At 39.3% G+C, this 20,663-nt stretch carries 21 protein-coding genes; 12 read left to right on the top strand and 9 right to left on the bottom strand.

All coding sequences use genetic code 11. The features are described from left to right. Nucleotides 1-68: 68 nt before the first annotated feature. Genes JMX91_RS11290 through JMX91_RS11275 form a run of 4 tightly spaced genes read left to right on the top strand, consistent with a single transcriptional unit; the run spans nt 69 to nt 2,167 of the window. On the top strand, nt 69-284 hold the full coding sequence (locus JMX91_RS11290; RefSeq protein WP_045456309.1) for a hypothetical protein: 216 nt from the start codon (nt 69-71) through the stop codon (nt 282-284). Nucleotides 285-310: 26 nt separating this feature from the next. Next, nucleotides 311-1,555 (top strand): Arm DNA-binding domain-containing protein, encoded by a 1,245-nt coding sequence (locus JMX91_RS11285; protein ID WP_201549204.1) that lies wholly within the window; start codon nt 311-313, stop codon nt 1,553-1,555. After that, nucleotides 1,552-1,845: a hypothetical protein gene (locus tag JMX91_RS11280; protein ID WP_201549203.1), complete on the top strand. Its 294-nt coding sequence runs from the start codon at nt 1,552-1,554 to the stop codon at nt 1,843-1,845. Before JMX91_RS11285 ends, JMX91_RS11280 begins: the two co-directional genes overlap by 4 nt. Nucleotides 1,846-1,855: 10 nt before the next feature. Next, the gene (locus tag JMX91_RS11275; RefSeq protein ID WP_227679392.1) at nt 1,856-2,167 is read left to right on the top strand and encodes a hypothetical protein; all 312 of its coding nucleotides are present in this window, start codon (nt 1,856-1,858) and stop codon (nt 2,165-2,167) included. A 187-nt stretch (nt 2,168-2,354) separates the two neighbouring features. Here JMX91_RS11275 and JMX91_RS11270 read toward each other — a convergent pair whose 3' ends face one another. The 7 genes from JMX91_RS11270 to JMX91_RS11240 all read right to left on the bottom strand — a co-directional run bounded on the left by JMX91_RS11270 (nt 2,355) and on the right by JMX91_RS11240 (nt 10,745). Further along, nucleotides 2,355-4,988 carry a DUF262 domain-containing protein gene (locus tag JMX91_RS11270; protein ID WP_201549202.1) on the bottom strand — a complete coding sequence of 878 codons (2,634 nt, stop codon included), beginning with the start codon at nt 4,986-4,988 and terminating at the stop codon, nt 2,355-2,357. Then, nucleotides 4,988-6,814 carry a DUF262 domain-containing protein gene (locus JMX91_RS11265; protein WP_201549201.1) on the bottom strand — a complete coding sequence of 609 codons (1,827 nt, stop codon included), beginning with the start codon at nt 6,812-6,814 and terminating at the stop codon, nt 4,988-4,990. The genes JMX91_RS11270 and JMX91_RS11265 overlap by 1 nt, the downstream gene beginning before the upstream one ends. A gap of 129 nt (nt 6,815-6,943) precedes the next feature. Beyond that, complete coding sequence (locus tag JMX91_RS11260; RefSeq protein ID WP_201549200.1) at nt 6,944-7,507, bottom strand: PD-(D/E)XK nuclease family protein; 564 nt, start codon at nt 7,505-7,507, stop codon at nt 6,944-6,946. 36 nt (nt 7,508-7,543) lie between these two features. After that, the gene (locus tag JMX91_RS11255; RefSeq protein WP_201549198.1) at nt 7,544-7,990 is read right to left on the bottom strand and encodes a DUF1810 domain-containing protein; all 447 of its coding nucleotides are present in this window, start codon (nt 7,988-7,990) and stop codon (nt 7,544-7,546) included. Between the two features lie 50 nt (nt 7,991-8,040). Beyond that, nucleotides 8,041-8,715, bottom strand: coding sequence for a hypothetical protein (locus tag JMX91_RS11250; RefSeq protein ID WP_201549196.1), 675 nt, complete (start codon nt 8,713-8,715; stop codon nt 8,041-8,043). Nucleotides 8,716-8,742: 27 nt separating this feature from the next. Further along, complete coding sequence (locus JMX91_RS11245; protein ID WP_201549194.1) at nt 8,743-9,834, bottom strand: helix-turn-helix transcriptional regulator; 1,092 nt, start codon at nt 9,832-9,834, stop codon at nt 8,743-8,745. Between the two features lie 53 nt (nt 9,835-9,887). After that, nucleotides 9,888-10,745, bottom strand: coding sequence for a PP2C family protein-serine/threonine phosphatase (locus JMX91_RS11240; protein WP_201549192.1), 858 nt, complete (start codon nt 10,743-10,745; stop codon nt 9,888-9,890). A 185-nt stretch (nt 10,746-10,930) separates the two neighbouring features. Between JMX91_RS11240 and JMX91_RS11235 the strand changes: the two genes are divergently transcribed. From JMX91_RS11235 to JMX91_RS11200, 8 genes are all read left to right on the top strand, one after another. Then, nucleotides 10,931-11,581: a hypothetical protein gene (locus JMX91_RS11235; protein WP_201549190.1), complete on the top strand. Its 651-nt coding sequence runs from the start codon at nt 10,931-10,933 to the stop codon at nt 11,579-11,581. A gap of 141 nt (nt 11,582-11,722) precedes the next feature. Continuing rightward, entirely contained in the window at nt 11,723-12,076 is a 354-nt protein-coding gene (locus JMX91_RS11230) for a WG repeat-containing protein (protein WP_201549188.1), read from the top strand. A gap of 56 nt (nt 12,077-12,132) precedes the next feature. Then, nucleotides 12,133-12,792, top strand: coding sequence for a WG repeat-containing protein (locus tag JMX91_RS11225; RefSeq protein WP_201549186.1), 660 nt, complete (start codon nt 12,133-12,135; stop codon nt 12,790-12,792). A 216-nt stretch (nt 12,793-13,008) separates the two neighbouring features. Next, entirely contained in the window at nt 13,009-13,962 is a 954-nt protein-coding gene (locus tag JMX91_RS11220; protein ID WP_201549184.1) for a WG repeat-containing protein, read from the top strand. A gap of 91 nt (nt 13,963-14,053) precedes the next feature. Next, nucleotides 14,054-14,830: a hypothetical protein gene (locus tag JMX91_RS11215; RefSeq protein ID WP_201549182.1), complete on the top strand. Its 777-nt coding sequence runs from the start codon at nt 14,054-14,056 to the stop codon at nt 14,828-14,830. Nucleotides 14,831-14,864: 34 nt separating this feature from the next. Continuing rightward, nucleotides 14,865-15,590, top strand: coding sequence for a hypothetical protein (locus JMX91_RS11210; protein ID WP_201549180.1), 726 nt, complete (start codon nt 14,865-14,867; stop codon nt 15,588-15,590). A 39-nt stretch (nt 15,591-15,629) separates the two neighbouring features. Next, the gene (locus tag JMX91_RS11205) at nt 15,630-16,895 is read left to right on the top strand and encodes a CAP domain-containing protein (protein WP_201549178.1); all 1,266 of its coding nucleotides are present in this window, start codon (nt 15,630-15,632) and stop codon (nt 16,893-16,895) included. A 182-nt stretch (nt 16,896-17,077) separates the two neighbouring features. Continuing rightward, nucleotides 17,078-17,671 (top strand): hypothetical protein, encoded by a 594-nt coding sequence (locus JMX91_RS11200; RefSeq protein ID WP_201549177.1) that lies wholly within the window; start codon nt 17,078-17,080, stop codon nt 17,669-17,671. 312 nt (nt 17,672-17,983) lie between these two features. Here the strand turns inward: JMX91_RS11200 and JMX91_RS11195 are convergent, their stop codons facing one another. Together JMX91_RS11195 and JMX91_RS11190 are read right to left on the bottom strand one after the other, a co-directional pair. Then, nucleotides 17,984-20,461, bottom strand: coding sequence for a type I restriction endonuclease subunit R (locus tag JMX91_RS11195; RefSeq protein ID WP_227679391.1), 2,478 nt, complete (start codon nt 20,459-20,461; stop codon nt 17,984-17,986). A gap of 30 nt (nt 20,462-20,491) precedes the next feature. Further along, nucleotides 20,492-20,663, bottom strand: a 172-nt coding sequence (locus tag JMX91_RS11190) for an IS3 family transposase (protein WP_201549175.1), incomplete at its 5' end; no start/stop codon positions are given.

The following is a 20,663-nucleotide window of genomic DNA, read 5'->3' as shown; positions in this document are numbered from 1 at the left end:
TAATATGTACTCATTAGTGATAATTAATCATTCACTAATAGTAAATTTATTTCACATGGAGAACTATTATGTCACAGACTTATCTCACTACTCAAGAATTAGCCGAACGTATTAAATACGATGCACGTACTATCCGTAACCAACTTAAGGACACTGTTTTGATTGAAAACATCCATTACATTCGTCCTTTTGGCGGTCGCAAGATTTTGTACGTTTGGGAGCGTATCGAAGAGGATATGTGCAAGCCGGTTATGAGTGCCATCAACGGTATGGCTTTACAGTAAGTTTTATTTAAACAAGGAGTCAAATAATGGCGTCAATAAGATCGAGACGTGGCAAGCTATTCGTAGATTTTCGATATATGAATATGCGTTGCCGTGAGACGACTAATCTCACAGACACTCCAGCTAATCGAAAGAAGCTGGCTAAAATTATCGAAAAAATGGAAGCAGAAATTACCCTAGGCATCTTCGACTATACTGCTTACTTCCCAAAGAGTGAACGAGCGCAGGAGATGACGACACTGGCTGATAGAGCCGGATCTTGTATCAGTCGCAATCCGACCTTTAACAAGTTTTCGGAAACGTTTTTTGAGGAGAAAAAGATTGAATGGCGGCCGAGCTATCGGCAAAAGATAAAGATTATTTTGGAAAAGTATTTGTTACCTGAATTTGGTGGTAAAGCGGTACATGCCATAAAAAAATCAGACTTGCTGACCTTCCGTAGCTCCCTCGCCAAAGTTCGTTACGGTAAAGATGGTCAGTCAAGTCTGTCAGTAGCACGAATCAATCAGATTATGATACTACTTCGTATGATACTAGAAGAAGCATCAGATCGCCATGAGTTTGAGATGCCTTATAAAAATATTAAGAATCTTAAACAAGCTCGTCCGGATGTGAATCCTTTTACGCTGGCTGAGGTATGGCTGATTTTAAAGAATGTTCGAGCTGACTATAAGCCCTACTATACCATTCGCTTTTTTACAGGAATGCGTACCAGTGAGATTGATGGGCTTAAGTGGGAGTGCATTAACTTTGATCGTCGTGAAATCAGCATCAGAGGAGCGTTAGTCAATGGTGAGATGGGTCCAACAAAGACATTAGGCTCACAGCGTGATATTGCGATCTCACAGTTAGTCTACGATGCGTTGCAAGAGCAGAAGGCACGCACCTATGGCAAGTCAGAGTTCGTATTCTGCAACTCACAGGGCAATCCGATGGAGTACCGTAATGTGAATAGACGGGTATGGAAACCCACACTTGCCCTACTCGGACTTAAGCACAGGCGTGCTTATCAGACTCGGCATACAGCAGCGACGCTTTGGCTCGCTGCTGGTGAGAATCCTGAGTGGATAGCACGGCAAATGGGTCATAGCAGTACGGAGATGTTGTTTCGGGTCTACAGCCGCTATGTCCCTGATATTACCCGTCAAGATGGCTCAGCGATGGATAACTTACTACTTGCGAGTAAGGAGAAGTTAACAGGCGCATCGAATAGCTCTGGAGCTGAAGCACTCATCACTAACGCACAAACTGACAAGGAGACGTCACAATGAAAATCATCAATTATGAGGAACTGTTTGGTGAGTTTAAACCTGACGGTGCGATCAGTGAAGACGCGAATGTTATCGCTAATGCATTGATGCGTGAGTTGTACGTTTCATCGGGTCATAACTTAGCTCGCTTCTTAGGGGTAAAGCGGTGCTTTAATAATGATATGGCGATGCGTGTGTGGGTGCAGAAGCGCTTGGATTCGAGTCTTGGTTATGTAGTTGAGGATATGCGTTGTCAGCTTCAGAGCGAGCTTTATGAGCTATTACCGCACTCTGACTATGGAAGCTACTGAGGAGAATATTATGAGTGTGAAACTTCAACCAAATATGACACAGAGTCCATACAATATCAAAATATGTGAGGATTACTGGGCATATGATAATCAGAGCGGCTTTATTAAACATGTGAAGACGCTTTGTGAAAAGTATGAGGTAAGTTCTCAAGTACTCTTTGAGACAGTCGCTCAGTGTTATGCTTACTTGGACGATGTTATATGTGAGTACTGCGGTTATGCTTGTCCAATTGAAGTACCTGCTGATATTCGTTATATGCGCGCAAAAGATGGTTGGTTATGCGCAATATGTGAGCATGCTTTATGGCGGACAAGTAAATAAGTGTTAACCCTCAAAAAAGCCAGACAGCTTTGAGCTGTCTGGCTTTTTTGAGGATTATACCTTTTAAATACTGTCCAAATTTAGTGTGCCACTACAGTCTTTAAAATCGCCTAGATAACGGTATCCGAGTATGTCGGTAAAGAATCGTACAACACGGTTTTGGATTAGTCTTTCTATATTGGTAACGTTACTCATTCTCAATACTCATCAATGAGCTACAAGTTTGAATAAGCTGACTAATCACGTCATCTACTGATGTTAATGAGCTAATCTTGTAATGCACTGCTTCATCACCTGTTTCCTCGTCCTTAGTATATTCGCGTTGGAATCCATTATTTTCAATGACATCCGTGACTTCTATAGGATAATCGTTTAATAATCCATTTTTAAACCTAACTATGAAGTTATTTGGAGATTTGGTAATTTCGAAGTGGTAGTCACTATCCGCATAATACCAACCTTCTATCTTTAGACTTGCAGGTATGGTACTAGACATAACTTCCTTATAATTTAAATGTTCAAACGGTTTTACTATGGACTTATCTTGTCTTAGTTTAATGTCAATAACGCGGGTATAAAGTTCATATTGTGTATGGTTGCGTTGGGCTTCTTTAAATAAAACAAACTCATTATCATTTCTAAGAATGAACCCTTGCTTACAATCTTTGAAGAGCTCAGGATGTTGTATCAGATGTTCACGCCATTTAACTAAACTATTGCTAGCCAGTGCTTTGTCACAAATTTTCTGTAGTGAACATTTAACATCGTGAACGTCGAAATCCTTATCGTCTAATACAGCTTTTATATATGACTGTCTTTCTTCGATTTTATTACTTTTTTCTTCTCGCTTCATATAAGCAGAGCCAATGCGTAGTAGTCTTTTCCAACTATGATCACGATCAATGTTATGTTTAGTAGAGCGACTGCTTAATAAGTTATAACGATCTTGTCCTCTTTGAGTGAAGTATTCCCCTTTGCTTAACACAGCGCGTTCCCATATATAATTAATGTCGGAGGAGTTGTGTTGAAGTAGGTCAAAAACGGCTCCCGCTGACTGGGCGTAATTCTCAAAATTAGCAAAATATATACTATTTTGATCCATTTCCCACTTGCAATCACCATGTTCTCTGTAATACTCTAAAATACCTGAAAAGTTCAGTAGGAAGCCGATTTGGCCGTCAAAAAATGGATATTTCTTATCACTATCAAAAAATGTCTGTTTTTCAGCTTCTAAAATCGCCTGTTTCCACTGATCTGATCTCAATATCAAATGAGCTTTAATCTTCTCCTCAACAAGCTGATCTTCTGAAATTCTACTCAAGACAAGCCCAGGTCTATTAGTCAGTGTATCCAAAATAGGAGAGTCAAACTCACTTAGCTTTTCAATCGACAACAGGGCTTCTAAAAAATCTTTTAAAGTATTGAAAATAGTATTTTCAGTTAAGTTATAAATGACACGTACCCATTCAACGAGCTCAGATTGAATGTCATCATTATTAACACTATTAGCTGATTTGAGCTTTTTCGAAATGAAACGATAAAAAGCATAGAATCGTAGCTTTTCGGGATAACTAGTATTATCTGCTAGTACCTTTTCGAACATAGACACTTCTGAATAATGTGTCTTATTGTATGCGTCAGGTAAGTAAGGCTTGAGATGATGGTTGTGATAGTTATCTAGATCGAGCAGGTCTAAAAGACCAATGAGGTTAGTTACAAAATCAGGTGTAAAACAATTTAGTTTAGTGTACTGAGCTATTGTTAAGTGCTGCAACTTGGCTTTTTTTCCAAAAAAAGTATTGAGCTTATCCTCACTTTTACTATCATTGTTCTTAGTATCGATAATATATTGGTATAGAATAATTAAGCGAATGAAGTTCATAAGCTCATCATCATAGGAGTCATGGTTATCACCAACAGTCCTATACGTCCAAAACAGATCTGCCCAGTCGGTGTCGATCTTATGGATAAAGTACTCATAACCATTGACTACACCACCTCTAGCTGCTAAATCATAAGTAGGCAGTTCTTCAGAAAACGACTTTATAGCTTGTTGTAGATTAGCTTTGAAGTTTTCAAATGGGGTGAGGGGCTTACCTCGCGCGTTCATTTTGATATACAATTCATCAGACAATCCAAACTTGCTCAAGGGCAAAAATTGGAAAGTGATACAAGGGTTATCGCTATCCACAATCCGCAGGTACAAATCTTCATCATAGAGTGCAAATCTTTCCTCAATCGCCTTTAGCATGTTAAGGCAAGCTTGCACTGTAGGGTCTTGTTTCCAAGCTGAAAAAAACCAAGTACTGTCAGTAATGAGTTGGTCAATAGTATAATCATTGATTTTGCTAGATTCGGTTGTTTGATCTACATTAAATTTAGTTAATGCATGGTATCGCTGCTGGATAGTACCGTTAGATAATAAAGCATCAAAAAATTCTGATGAACTTGGACGGGTTTTATAGGTAAAGCGTGAACTACCTTCTAAAGTAAAGCGCGCTTTAAACTCTGTTAAATGGTTATGTTTTACTGCCAAAAACCAATGTAATAAAAATAAAGTTGTAAGACGCTGCTGGCCATCTAGTACTGAGAGTGTGTCAGTGTTGTCAATGTCGCCATATACAAAATCTAAATTTAGAGACGGTTGATCATCATAAGCCTTATCTATGATCAGAGCTGAAAACAGAGAGTCTAAAAAAGCATTTCTAACTTCTGACTGATCTTTGCGACCTTGGGCATAATCACGCTGGATAATTGGAACTTCAATAAAATTTACTATATCTAATAGCCCATTAAAGGTTACTCTTTCTCCCATGTTCATTATTGAGCTCCATTTTTAAAAAAGTATTCTGTTATGGTTTCTACGATAGCATCTTGATGGTTTTGGCTGTCTTCTGAGCGCCAGTAAAGCATATTGTCTAAATTTTGACTGTAATATTTCAAAAAGACATTTTTGGTACATAAGGGCACATATATAGCCTTTTTATCAAGCTCAATAATATGTTTACGTTTAATCGGAAAGATGGCGTTTTTATAACTGCGATTGGTGTATCTATCAAGCAAAGTTAGATTGCCGATTGAGTTATCTACTACTTCGCCATTGCTAGGATCGTAGATCTCTATGATACTCTTATAAACATTCTCAAACTTATCTTGTTGAAAGGTTTGTGCCTGAAGGATTTGGTTAATTTCATTATTGATACGTTGCTTTTTATCTTGATCAGCTTCATCAAGATAAAAAGCGCTTGTATCAACTGTTGAGTTGTCTAAATAGTCTTTAACATCTATTAGCCATTTCTTTTGATTGCTAATGCCTTCAGGCATATCTGAGGCTATTGAACGTATATGTTCAACATCCCAATTCTCACTTTTATACCTATCAAATTGAAAGCGAGAGTTTGATTTGGGGTTGCTCAATAAGCTGACAGTATTAAAGAGTAAAAAGATACGGCGAATCTTACTCAAGTTCTTAGACTCATAATCAAGCTCTGATAAGTGATCATAAACTTTTAATTCAATTTCATCAGATGATGACAAGGCATCGAATTTAGCATCAAAAGTAAGGTTAAAAACTTGACCTATAAGTTTATACCTTAGATGTTGCTTATCTCGGCTATCTTTACTAAGTCGCATAATTTCAGGAATCGTTTTTCCCTCAGTTATTAAATAGCCGATTAAGTGGAATAGTTCGCGGTCATTAAACCACTCTTCTAATGCCATCATTAAACGCTTTATGTTTTTCCATTCTTGAACCATATCAAAGTTATCTTCTTTTAGCAGCTCATTAAATTGCAAAAAAGTGTTTAACTCATCTTTATTATTTCCCATTTCACTATGATCTGATGCTCTAAGAGTAAGCAATAAATCAATGCGATTTGACTCAAGGGTTTCATTGCTTAAAAAATACCAAAAAGCATCGTTTTGAAGGCTTTTTTCAATGGCATCCCATTCTTGGGAGAGCGTAAGCTGCAATAGGCTTTGGGCGTCCTTCGACTTCGATTCTAGAGTGAAATTGCTTGATTTTAAGAACAATGCCTTAATAAGCTCTGCACTTACCAGCGGTATTTTTCCGACATTAAGTCTTGAAAAGACTTGGGTGGGTACCTCATAGTCACTGAGTTCATACCAAATTACGTTTACACTTTTATTATCTGAATTGAGTAAAGGCATCTCTATAGAGTTATATTTGTCTGAGTCTTCTTGCTCATCAAACCATGATTTGATGGCTTCTTTAGCTTTATAAATATGGAAAAAGTCGATATTATCTTTAGCCTGATCTTCGTCGATATTTGCTAAAAAATCAGAAGATTTTGTTCTGGTTTCATAACTAATCTCATAACGTGTCTTACTTGATGGTGGAAGTATATCTTTCAAGCAGGTTAAAATGATGTAAATAGTGGTTAGTCGCTGTTGCCCATCGACGATTTCCCAAGAGTCATCTCCACGCTTTTTGATGACAACAGGTTGCAAGCAGTAAAACGTATTCTCTTCGGAGTTAAGTGAGGTCAGATAAAACTCCCTAATATCTTCTAATAAATCTTGAACCTGTTTTTCTTTCCAGCGGTAACCCCTTTGATAGGCAGGGATGTAGAACTTCTCTTGTAATAAGCTACTAATGGGTTTTAGCATTAATTTATTATCTGACATCGATCTATCCTTATTGTTATGGTTTTAGTATGCTAACCGCACTTTCTTAATAACTGCCGCATCATGTCTTGCTTGGTGTATTTTATTTTCTCTAGCCATCCTTGCAGTACTTCATTTTCTATATTCATATCAGAACTGATTGCTTGTTATCCAACTTTCTAAAGTTTTAGTATCAACGCTATACTCACTTGGCACGTCATTATTTTCATTCAGATAAATAATATGTCGATTGATATGCCCTTTTCCTTCAAGTTCTTTATAGTAGTCAATTAATTGATTATGTTGATCTACTGCATAAGGTTTGTTTTCGATACAAATACCGTAGCTGTCATCACCCACCTGACATCTTAAGTAAATATCCATACGACGCCGGGTGTTACTTTTCCCCGTCACTTCTTCAAGAAAAACCTCTGTTTTCTCAAGGTTATTAAGAAAAACCTGCCAGTTATCGTCTTTATATATAACAGGCAAACAATGCTCCACAAATAATCTTAAAAAGCTTTCTTGCTGAGCATGACTCCCTTTAGGATCAAGCAGAGCTGCTAAAATACGACTAAGTCCTAACTCATCGGTATTGATATAATCAAAAGTACTAAAATCTGGTGAAAGCTGGCGGCTATAGAGTGCTTGCGCCGTCTCTAAAGCGTTAATCTTTTGGCTCACATCACTTATCAAACTTTGCACGGTACTCATACTCATCTATCCTCTTAAAATCACACTCGGTTTTATTCACTTATATTTCTGGTCATTGATTTGCTTTAGCATCTTGATAGTGTTTATATCGTAACTGCCAGCGCAGAACTGATATAAAAGCTGCTCAAATACACACTTGTTACCAGCGGCAAAGGCAAATAACGTTAGCGAAGAGTGCAGCTTCAAGTGATCCGGTGAACCAAAGACATCTAAAGCGCTTTTGTCAGGATGCAACAGTAATAATTCAGCACATTCTAGCAACCGTGCACCCAGCACATCATGCTGCAAATACTCTTTTGCTTGCTCCAGACTTTCTATTGCAAATCGACGAGACATTTTACTGTGCCCTAACCCTTTCACCTGTGGAAAGACAAACCACATCCAATGCGTGCGCTTACGACCGTAGTTCAGCTCTTCAATCACTTGTGAATAGATAGCATCTTGAGCTTGGATAAAATCATTAAATAAACCTTTATCTGTCATTCTCTGCACTCCTTACGATTTAATTAATGAGCATTTGCCTACCTGCCACGCTAACCAGCCACATATATCGCCCCCATCCAATAATGGTCAGGTTTATCAATCATCCTATTACCGTAAAACACTTCTGCATCATCATAAATCCGACTTTTAACAGCAGTTGTGATACTAAAAAACTCATCAAGAGGTAGCTTATGAACGCTTTCAAAATCAAGCATCATATACTCGATACTAAGACCTTCAGGAATTTGATTGAGCAGATGATTAACGGCACTTTTTATTTGTTCTGAGTCTGGTATACCCGTTACCCTAGCTTGTATAAAATTGGCAGGCTTCTCAGCCCCGCAGGATCTTTTGATATCATTAACATCTATACCAACCTTATCCCGATCAGATAGTACCGATTCAAATACGCTTATCACCTGCTCGACTTCATCCGCTTTGCAAGTAATGATCCCGTCTATTACTTCGAATCTATCAATTTGCTTATCTGTGGTTTGTAGCGCAAACAATGTGCAATCGACTTGTTGCTTTAACGCTAGCAGTGACTGCTCATCCCAGCCATCTTCGATAACAATAAACCCAACCTCAGACAAGAGGTAGCTATCTGATTGTGGCGTATATAAAGTAGCTAAAGGTATGGACTCTATCTGAAGCTCATCATTACGTTCTTCGTTGATATCGTTTTTTATAGTCTGTTTATCTTTAAAAATACTATCTACTGTCATACTCGGCTCCTCTTTAAAGTGAAATCATTAATTACGGTTATAAAGCTGCATCCCACTTTCTAGGCGCTCAAGAATAACTGCCTTTAGCTCTAATGGTTCGATGACGACGGACAGTTGCGACATACTTACCAGCCAATCTTGCAGACGAGTAGTATTGGCAACCGTAGCGCTGACTTGATTCCAAGTGTCATCGATAGTAGTAATTTGCTGATCTATCGATAAGGGACGCTCATAAAGATGCTGACAGGCATACCTTTGTACCTTTAAAATCAATTTAATTCGGGTATCGTCGGTCGGCTCTAACCTACCTAGTTTGCGCAGATTCTGTAATGAAAAGGCATCTCGCCTTACCCAGTCAGGTATTGGCTTATCTATGACTACTGCCTCGGTAATACGGTTGACCGCAAAGTTGCGATGCGCTTTTAACAACTGCTTATCATCAATATGATCATCTACCGGATTAAAGCCTGTGAGATAGATCATATTGTCAATAAAGATCAATCCTTTGGGATACACCACTCTTGCAGCTGGCTGCCCTTCCCATTTATTTTGATAGACTATCCGTAATTGACGACCTTGTAGCAGAGCCTGATGAATACTGCCAAAGACATCACTATCAAGCTTTGGTGCTTGCACGACACTAGGCAAGGTGATGAGATAATCTTGCCACTGTCCTAACGGACTGTGATGAAAGTTATCTTTATCCTGCCGTCGTAGTTGTGTGAGCTTATCTGTAATCTCTTGTTTAAAAGATAATGGTAAGTAGTTTGCGGTATATTTATCAAGCATCTCCCAAAAGAACACGGTTTGCTCGTTAATAACATCGATGCTAAAGCTGGGTTCAATATAAAACCGTGCTGTCTTGCCACTGATATTATTGCCCCATGCTGGCACTCGGACTAAGGCATCACTATAAAAGATATCGTTAAATATTTGATTTAAGCCAATCAGATCGTTCTCTAGGTTTTTGCGCTCATTTGTATAATTATCAACATCATCACCGTAGTTTTGCATAAGCTCAGTGAGTGACACAGCATCAGTTTCACTCCGAGGCAAACATTGATATAAAGCAAACAGACGTGCTGACTTTGTGTAGCTGGCGATTGGATGTGTAGGCATATTAGTTCTCTATTAGACTGATGAAGTAATCAATTTATTATTAAAATACATTTTCAATCAAAACGAACCAAAATTGCAGTGCCATTGTCATAAGCATTGCCATCGGATTCATAAACTTGGTTCTTGAGACTGATTAACCAAGTTTGTAAATCGGTTTCAGCACTGACAAATTGCCAATGACGACTCGGCACCAAGTCATGAATGCCATCCGTACAAACCAAGATACAATCGCCGCTATTGATATCAATTTTGCAAGAGCTACCTTCTGGTACTTCACTGCTTAGATAACTTTTGTCAGCCGTTAATGCAAAGCATTCAGTAATGCTATATAGACTCCCTGCCATACCTTCTCGGTTATAGTCAGAGAACTTCGCTTGGCTACCTTGCTCTTGTGCTTTCTGGTCAATGAGCTCATTCAATAGGTTATGATCTCGAGTCAGGCACTGCCATTGTGATGCACCTTTAGGTAGCCAATAAATACGACTGTCGCCCACATGCGTTATCGTCGCCTTTATGGTTCCATCACCATTCAACTCACAGGCAACCATCGCGAGAGTTGCCGCCGCACCATAGCGCTTAGATGAATGCTTGGTTTGGTTAATAAGCTGATGAATATCATCTGACGTAATATTCTTCTGATCGTTCCATAACCGTCTGATCGCCTTTACCACCGCCTTTGAGCAGTGCTGCGAGTGATTAGAGCTTGCCACGCCGTCTGACACTGCTAAACAAAATGGTGATGCAACTGATGTCACTGCCATAACACCCAAACCTTCTTGATACCAGTTATCTAAAAAGAAAAAAGCGTCTTGCTGCAGGTTATTACTAGCATTCCCTAGAAAGGTAATTGCACAGGTCTGTGCAATAGAAAGAGTTTCTTTTAAAGGACAATGGTCAAGAGAAGCAGCCATGATGGTAAGCCTATATGTTTATCATAAAAGCCAGTATAGCGGTCAACCTGTAACTTTGTTTTACAGGTTGTATTTTTTTAGGATTTTATTCGAATAAATTTATTTAAAATTAAACTAATGTTTGTATATAAAATAAAATAAATTATTGCTAATATGTAACTCTTTTATTTTATCGGACATATGTTATGTATCAGAATAAATCTTTTCTTTTAAGTGTCAGCTTAGTAGCTGTAGCAAATTTATCAGGCTGTGCTGAAGTAAGCACATTAACAAAGGATTTTAGTACATCTGTTGGTCAAGGTATCTCTACCATAGTTAAAGATATTAACACCAGTATAACTACACCTACTTCAGTAAAGTCTCAAAATCAGTATGCTGCTTCAATTCCTCCGACAGATATGGTTTTTTTGATGGGTTGGATGGAAGATGCTTGTCAAGGTAGTGTCGCACCATATAACAAAATTTCAGATCGTTATTATGCCTTTAAAGACACCGTGATTGATATGGATAACTCACGTGCCCAGCTTTATTCACAATGGTCACCAGAATATCGTGATCAGATTCAAAATGTTATAAAAAGTACAGATGGATCCTATGTAACTTTCTCACTGCCATTGAAGAATGCCTATTATAGAAAACAACCTTTAAAAGCTATAGAAATTGGCTACCGTGAGGGAACTGAAGGCGCTCATGCGAAATTAGTCTTTACTCAATCTGCGAACGTTACCGCAGTTGTCTCAAACTTTAAAACTCGCAAAGTCGAAGGTATGGGAGGTATGTACAATAGTGGCGCTACCTATAACGCTAAAGAAAGAAGTCTAAACTGTGAACTTTAGGCCAGTACTCATTAAAACATACAACAAGTAATTCTAATTTCTGACGTATCTTCATTAAAAATTTGTTTATTAAAACATATATTCCTACATCATTACTGTGTTTTGAACAAACAATATTAGAAAGTAAAAAGGACCACTAGGATGTTACGAAAAAAGGTGATTACCTTAACAGTTATAACAAGTCTCTTATTTATTGGTTGTAGTAAAAGCGAGTCTGTTCCAAGTACTAGAAATGCTAACGAAGATATCAGTATCAAATCAACTAACGTAGAAGATGCGTCAAATATAGAGCCAAATATAGAAGTAGCATCAGGAACGGAAGAGACATCAACTACAGATTCTGTTTCTAAACTGGTTCAATACGTAGTCCCCAATGGTGAGTACTCAGAACAATGCGGGTTCAAAAACAACGAAGGTAAAATCGTTGTAAAAGCAGAATATGATTTCTGCGGTACGTTCCATGAGGGCATGGCCTATCTACTCAAAAAAATCTAAAGTCTGACTCTGACGGAGGCTATTACCTTGGATACACTAATAGCTCAGGTGAGCTTGTGATTCCAGTGAATATTGAAGCAGATTATGGGTGGATGTTAGATGCTAGAAACTTTAGCGAAGGCTTGGTCGCTATTTTAAATAAAGACCAATGGGGATATATGAACAAAGAAGGCAAAACTGTAATCCCCTTTGACTTTGACAGCGCTAGTGACTTTGCTAATGGCATTGCCACAGTATCCAAAGACTATAAATATGGTGCGATTGATCGTTCTGGTAAAGCGGTACTTGAGTTTAAATACAGTCACCTTGGTGATTTTAAAGAAGGCCTAGCATCCTTCAGTCCAATGAATTCAGATAAGCAAGGTTTCATCAATACGAAAGGTAAAGAAGTCGTTGCCCCAATTTGGAATCAGACAATGTATTTCTCTGAAGGACGAGCTGCTGTTGCTAAAGGCGATTATGAAAATGCCAAGTGGGGATTTGTTGATACCTTAGGCAAAGTCATCATTGAACCTAAATATGATGGCGTCTTTGTTGATCCAGGTGGTGATTCTCCCGATGTCATCGGTGGCTACTTTGAGAATGGCACTATAGATGTTTATCAAGAGGGCGAAAATGGACAAGTAACGGCTATTACTATTGATAAGAATGGCAAAGAGCTGAAACGTAAAGACTATGCGAGCACCTTAGATGTACTAGAGTCAATGTATAACTAGACTACAAGAAAAACTCTAAAGTATTTAGTTGTTTAGAGCTCTGTTCTCATCCAATAGGAATAGCCATCTAAACCTTTTCTGATTTAAGCCCTTATTTGCTAAGGTTTTATTAGAAACTACCGTTCGTCGGATCGATATTTAGACGCCAAATTAGTCGATATAATTTCAAATACAAATCGAGACCAACAAAAACTTTAATTACAAGGAATGCAATTCATGACTTTACCCCCTACCCGTTTGCTACCCCTAGCTGCCCTACTAACCTTTGCTACGTATATTCTTCCCGCTCAGGCTTACGTAGATAACTGTAAACCGCCTAAGACAAATTATGCTGAAATTGCTTGTACCGCAGATAGCAAATACTTTGTCGGGTACAACTCTGATTATAGTGTTAGAACCTTATTAGATGAGCAAGGCAAAGCGCTAGTAAGCTCAAAAGGCTATGACGATGTAGACTACTACAGTATTAGCAATGGCGTCTTTGCAGTGATGAAAAATGACAAAGTCGGCTATATGAATACCCGAGGTAAGCTTGTGGTACCAACCATCTACGATACTATGCAAGACCCTAATGATAAATACGATGAGTCATGGTCTGAGCCCGTATCTGACGGACGTATATTAGTCTCTAAAAACGGCAAACTGGGTATTATCGATACATCAAACAAAATTGTCATGCCCTTCACGAATAAATATCCTTCTATAGAGTCATTTAGTGAAGGTATGGCACCAGTAATGTCAAAATCTTATAAATGGGGCTTTATTGATAAAGATGGTAAGGAAGTTATTAGGCCTCAGTATGACGGTATAAATGGTAATTTTGGCGGCGTCTATGGTTTTTCTCAAGGCTTAGTTGGCATGAAAAAAGGTAAGAAATGGGGCTATATTACTAAAACTGGTAAAGTCGCTGTACCTTTCGTATACGATGAAATACGTCCGTTTAGTGAAGGTCTCGCCGGGGTATTAAAAGATGGTAAATGGGGGTTTATTGATGGTGCAAATAAAACTGTGATTCCTTTTAAATACTCTGATAGTAATGTCGAACGATATAGTTCTAACTTTATGGGGGCCACTTATTTTATCTTTAATGAGGGTACAGCCCAAGTTGCGACCATCAATCAGAAACAAATATGCATCAATAAATCAGATAAAAAGATAGCCTGTCAATAGATTGATACTGCTTTAGCAGCTCAAACCAGTTCTATCAATCTGTGTCTTTAGCATCACTATTTAACATCTTTTTAATTTTAAGGAACTTTGCATGCAGGCCAATCATATTTTATCTATATTCGCAATAAGTAGCTTAATGGCTATATCGGGATGTTCTGAAACCACTTCAGTAGAGGAAATGACAGAGGTCACTACTCCTGAAGAAACAGCACCTACAGAAATAGTCGCCACTGATTCAACGGCTATTGCTGAACCTGTAGTAGAGATTGAAGAAGTAGAAACTGTCGAAGCTATTGAAGAAAACCCGCCTAGATTTGCTAACGTTACTGACTATTTAGCATTGAAATCTAATACAGACTGGAGTTGGGATTCGTTAGCAGATACTCCTGACATTAAGGAGTGGTATAGCAAAACGCCTACCAAGAACGAATACTCACCCGAGGATCCTAGTTATTCTATTAGAGGAGGTCTTGACGATTACGGTGGCATGGTAGTTTATGGTACCAAAAAGCAGCCAGAGATAATAACTATTGGTTCAGGTCAAGCGGTTATGGAAGATGAGACTGGCAGCGCTGTATATAAACTCGAAGACATATTTAGAGCCAGCGAGCTTACCCGAGTGAAATCGAACTGCGACACAGGCGAAAACGAGCTATTTTCACAACAATTTTATAAATGGCAAAAGCCAGGGTATCAACCGCTTTATATCTACTCAATCATAGATCATGCAAATGCAGGTACCTCAAGTAATGTTGGTATTGCCAAAAGTTTGGATAAGTTCTTTGAATCTGATTATAGTAGCGCCCTTATGGACTTGAGAGCTTTAGATGCTGACTATAACGATATTACTTGCACCTTTGATTTTTAATATCTTTTTAATTTTAAACTTAAAGGAATGAACTATGAAATCGAAAAATACGTTATCTGTGTTGGTTATTAGCAGTTTTATAGCCTTATCTGGCTGTGCCGAAAGTAAAACGATAGGTAGTACCGTAGGAAAAGGAGCTTTGAGTCTTGTTGATAGTTTTGCTACAGGCGTACAAAAAGGTATCGATGAATCTTTCTTAGGTAGCAACAGTAAAGCAGTAAACTCTACTAACAAAGTCAAAACTGCTACCACCATTGCCACAAAAACATCAAATACTATTACAAGTAAGGATATGGTTTACTTATTCGGCGGGATGGAAGATGCTTGCGCAGGTGAAAACCCAGCTTACAACGGTGTAAGGAAAAACCTGTCTGCATTTACCGAGAGTTTTCAAGGTAAAAAAGGGTATGACAATTTCGTCAAACCTAGATCTGAATGGTTACTAGAATATCGTGACATGATCAAAGAGATTAAATATAGAGATTTTTACGATAACGAACTGTCCGGTGATTTCGGTGAGTACAAAGTGATATTTGAGAACGGTGTGAAATATCGTGGTCAACCTTTAGAGCAGTATATTTACAAATATAGAAGGGAGTCACACGGCAGCGTTGAAAGCCTTAAATTCTCATCTAGCGCCAATATGATGGCTATATGGCCAAATTTCAAAAGTCGCCCATTTGATAGCTATGGCGATGTCATAGATATGGGCGCAGTCTATACACCACAAACAAGAACTATTGCCTGCGAATTTGAATAACTGTCATTTGAAAAAACTGTTTCTATTAAGGATAGTATAATGAAAAAAACTTTAGCAAGCCAAGGTGTAAGCAGTGTTGTATTCCTAAGTTTATTCCTTGCAGCTTGTGGCGGAGGCGGCGGTTCTGATGGTGATTCTGATAAAAATACGACAACGCCACCGCCAGTAGTAGAAACTCCAACTGACCCAGCGCCGACCAATCCAACACCCATTGATCCCTTACCTACGGATCCAGTTGACCCAAAACCTACTGACTCAATTGATCCAGTTGAGACGGATTATACGCAGGTGCCTATTAGCTCTTTAGGAAACAAAGAGCAGGTAGGAGCAAGCCTACTAGCATCTAATATGATTAGTATCAATCGTCAAGCATGTGGTCTTGGAGGTGTTTCGCATGATGAAGAGTTGGCAGCAATCTCTCGTAAACACGCAATGTACTTACAGTACTTGTACTCGAACGGCAAGGTAAACTACAACCCACATTACGAGCACAAACTGGTAGGATTTGAATCAATTTCAGGTGATGCTAACCCCTACTTTACAGGCGGTACACTTACTGAGCGCATCAAGACATCTGGTTACACAGCATCAGGTCTTGTGATTGCCGAGAACATCACTCAAAAAGAGTCTTTCAATTTTAACGGTATGGTTAACACGCCAAATCGAGAAGCTAAAGACTTTATTAAGGATTTGTTTGCTGCACCTTATCACTTGCAGTCGCTTGTTGACCCGCGCTTTGATAAGACAGGCACAAGTGTTATTACTTACACACCATTTGGAAAGAGTCCGACTTTAAATAATGGATTTGTATTGGTTAATAGTTCGTCTGGAACAACAACCAATACAAACTACCCTGAAAACGGGTTAATCACATATCCTTGTGAAGGTGTTATAGACACATCTACGGCATTATGGAATGAATCCCCAAGTCCGGTAGCGGGTACAGGTCGAAACTTACGTACAGATCCTATTGGGCACCCAGTTTATATATTTGCACCAGAAGCAGATACAATCAAAGTTAGTAATATCAAGTTTTACGACACTGTTCGCAAGACTGATGTGCCTATTGATTTGATTGACGATGAAAATGATCCTCAAAAAGGAACAGTATACGATCTTCCAGAGAACAAAGCGTTCATTTTGCCGATTACCGATAGCTTGAATAGTTGTGGCGTTACCTCTTCAAGAACAAACTGTGGTCTTTATGCTAATACCAAGTACATAGTAAGCTTTGATTTATTGCTCGATGACAAGGCTTTGCAAAGGAAGTCATTCAGCTTTACAACAGGCGATACAAATTACTAAGACTTAACCGCCCCGAATTGTCGACGGCTCAACTTTCTGAGAGTATATGACAATACCGGAGCGGTTCAGTTATCTAAATTAAGTAGACTGCTGTTGATAATTTTTAGAGACTAAACTACAGTATTGAGGGTGTCTTTCTTGTTTACTACTTAATCAAAATATATTTATTAAAGGGGATTTTTTTGAAAAAAATAATACTATTATCAAGTTTATTAATTTGCAATCTAGCTGTAGCATACGATGATGAAAGTTCGGAATACAAAGTCAGCCCGAACGAGTTATACAATGCTAAACATGAGGTGCTTGATAAAGCCAAGCAGTATGCACAATCAGTGGCTTGCATGACAACATTTGATGAAGACTCAGAAGGAGAAATGACGACTGCCAACAATGTCTACCCTTTACAGTACAGAAAGATGTACAGTGATAGCGGTGTGTCAGGTAGCTTTTTAGTCTTATGGGGAGGTGATGTAGGTTGTATGGGCGGCAGTGGCACCTATAGCTACTCACTAACAGAGTTCCAGAGAATGTCTGATACAAGACCGTTTACCGTGCTAAATACAGACTTACTAGAAGAGCTTTATGAACTTAGTGAGATAAATACAAGGTTTATTCAAGATGTTAGTTATAATGATCGAACAAAAATTTTAGAAATAGTATCTTATGCTTTTGCACCTAATGACAGCAACAGTTCTCCTAGTTATAAGTACCGCTACAACTTCACAAAGTCAGATAGTGACGCATGGAGTTTATCAAAGAAAGTTAGGCTAAATTGATAGAGCGCTAGCCTTAATAATCTAAATAATCCCTTATTGGACGTTTCTTAAACTGAGAAGCGTCTTTTTTAAGGCGATTGCTCATCTCAAATTCCCATTCTTGCTGAGATTGTCCAACCGGGCTAGTAGGAGTAAATATAGGATTACGAGTAATACGTCCTAGCTGTTTGTCATTTAGATCTTCAACTGAACCACCCCGACTATATCGAAGACTGATTTACTTGAGTCAAGCAGCTATGCCTGACATAATTAAACTATCATAATACTGCTTTTCAACCCCAAAGAGGTAATACTAAATTCGTGTAAATATAGCTAAACCACCCGATTTTTCTTAAAGTTCTCAGCCTGCTCAAATATCTCTTTATAGACCTCTTTTGAGTCCACAGGTGGATAGCCCCATTCATCGAGCAATACCATTAGATCAAACTGTAGCTCAGCTCGGATATCCTCTTTTTTGTTCCAGTCAGTGTATTTAGCCTTCTCATCGATGAGCTTTTTCACTTCTTTTGACAGCTCAAGCAGCTTGTCTTCTGGATAGGTAAAGTCATACTTATGCGCCAGTGACAGCAGGATGTCGTAAAATGCTTTTTCTTCAAAGTCGATACCCATCTCACCAAACGATGCCATCTCAACCCGTAGCTCGTTATATAGCTTGATGATCTCATCAGAGAAGTCGCCAATGACTTCAGCACGTAATACATCTTGCTCGTCACGGTCGTTATACTTCTCAACCAAGGCATTCATCTTCTTACTGAAATCAACGCCCTTCACCTTATTGGTCTTTTTCAGCTCACCAATGGCTTTAGCGAGCAGCTGCTGCAGTAACTCTAGCTTAGTATTCGGCTGCTTGATCACTTCAAGCTTAGCTAGGTAGTCTTCATCGAAGATATCGATTTCACCGTCGGTGTTATCACCGAGCTTAAAGATCTCCTCAACGCCATCACTCATCAGCGCGTCTTTGACCAGGTCACGTACCTTTTGGTTCATCTGCTCAACGTCAGGTGCGCCGCCAGTCGTGATTTTAAAGATGATGGTACGAATGGCTAGGTAGTAATGAATCTTGTCTTTATGCGCCTTGGTGAGCGCTTCACTACCCACGCAAATATCATAGGCAGACTTCAGACGCTTGGCCAAGTCCATAAAGCGCTTCTCTAGCTTTTTAGATTGCAGCGCAAAGTCAGCAGCCGCATTTAAGCAATTGAGCTGCTCTAATGGCTTGCCGTTAAAGTACAGGGTGGAGTCGAACTTATGATAGACGGTATCTAGTAGATCCAAATGGTCTTTCACCACCACGACTGACTTTTGGATATCGTCTAGGTTTTGAACCTGACCACTGGTGTAATGTGAAAGCGCCAGATTCATCTGCTTTTTGATGCCGATGTAATCAACGACTAAGCCGCTTTCCTTGCCTTCAAACTTACGATTGACCCGTGATATGGTCTGAATCAAGCTGTGTTTTTGTAGGGGCTTATCAATATAGATGGTATCTAGGAATGGCACGTCAAAGCCTGTAAGCCACATATCAACGACAATGGCGATCTTAAAGTTAGATTTGCCGTTTTTAAACTGACGATCCAGCTCTTTGCGATAGTCTTTATTACCCAGATTGTCCCACATGCCTTTTGCGTCATCCTTGTTACGAGTCATGATCATCTTGACGCGCTCCATAGGCATGACATTTTTCTTGTCGCTCTCTGACAAGGTTGATCCTTCCTCGCATGCTCTTACTTCATTCCAGTCAGGACGCAGCGCTATGATGTCTTTATATAACTGATAGGCAGCTTCACGGCTGCTACAGACAAACATCGCCTTACCTTTTTGCGTCGTACCCTCTTCTACTCGCGCCTCATAATGTGTCACAAAGTCTTCAGCGATGGCTCTGATCCGATCAGGGTCACCAAGAATGGTGGACATGCTCGCCATGGCTTTTTTGCTTTTCTCTATCTGGTACTCATTAGTGCCAGCGTCTGCACTTTCTTTATAGTATTTCTCTACCTCATCAAGCTGCTTGCTATCGAGTAATACTTTGGCAGCGCGACCTTCATAGACAATACGTACCGTGATTTCATCGAATACCGACTCAACCATGGTATAGCTATCAATGACTGGACCGAAGACATCAAGAGTGGCATCAATCGGTGTACCAGTGAAGCCAACATAAGTGGCATTGGGCAATGAATCATGTAGGTACTTAGCGAAGCCGTAAGTCTTTTTCACGCCATCTTCAGTGACGGTGACCTTTTGCTGGAGATTAATCTGGCTGCGGTGCGCTTCATCTGAGATACAGATGACGTTGGTACGCTCGGTCAATAGAGCTAAGTCTTCAGTGAACTTATGGATGGTGGTCAAGAACACACCGCCACTTTTGCGCCCTTTTAACTGTTCGCGTAGATGCGCTCGACTTTCGACACTAATGATATTGTCATCACCGATATAGGTCTTAGCATTGGTAAAGGTTTCAGACAGCTGACCGTCTAAGTCGGTGCGATCAGTGATTAATATAATGGTGGGACTGCCAAGATCCACGTCGCGCATCAGCAGACGTGCGAGAAACAGCATGGTATAGCTCTTACCACAGCCAGTCGCACCAAAGTACGTACCGCCCTTTCCATCTCGTAAAGCATCGCTCTCATCAAACTTGCCGTTTACATCAAGCACTTTCATATGACGTTTTATATTATCAAACAGTTTGGTGGCAGCATAATACTGCGGGTAACGACAGACTATCTTTTCTTCCTTGCTTGATTTATCAGGCACATAGATGAAGTTGCGGATGACCCCTGCTGTCAATCCCGTAGAACTAAACTTGGGAGATTTTAGTTACGCAGCCTGACGATAAAAGTCAAACCACAGCTGTCTTGGCGATTTATAGCCCAAACCCTTTTGAATCCTAGTCTGATTGTAATACAGCTCGATATATTTGATGATGTCAGTAATGGCTGTGAATCGTGTTTTATAGTCCTTATGATATATTAGCTCATTCTTTAATATG

Origin of the sequence: Psychrobacter sp. Pi2-1, assembly GCF_904846645.1 — a bacterium.
Classification (GTDB): Bacteria; Pseudomonadota; Gammaproteobacteria; order Pseudomonadales; family Moraxellaceae; genus Psychrobacter.
Note: the sequence above shows the minus strand (reverse complement) of the source record. Positions and strands in the feature narration are given on the sequence as shown.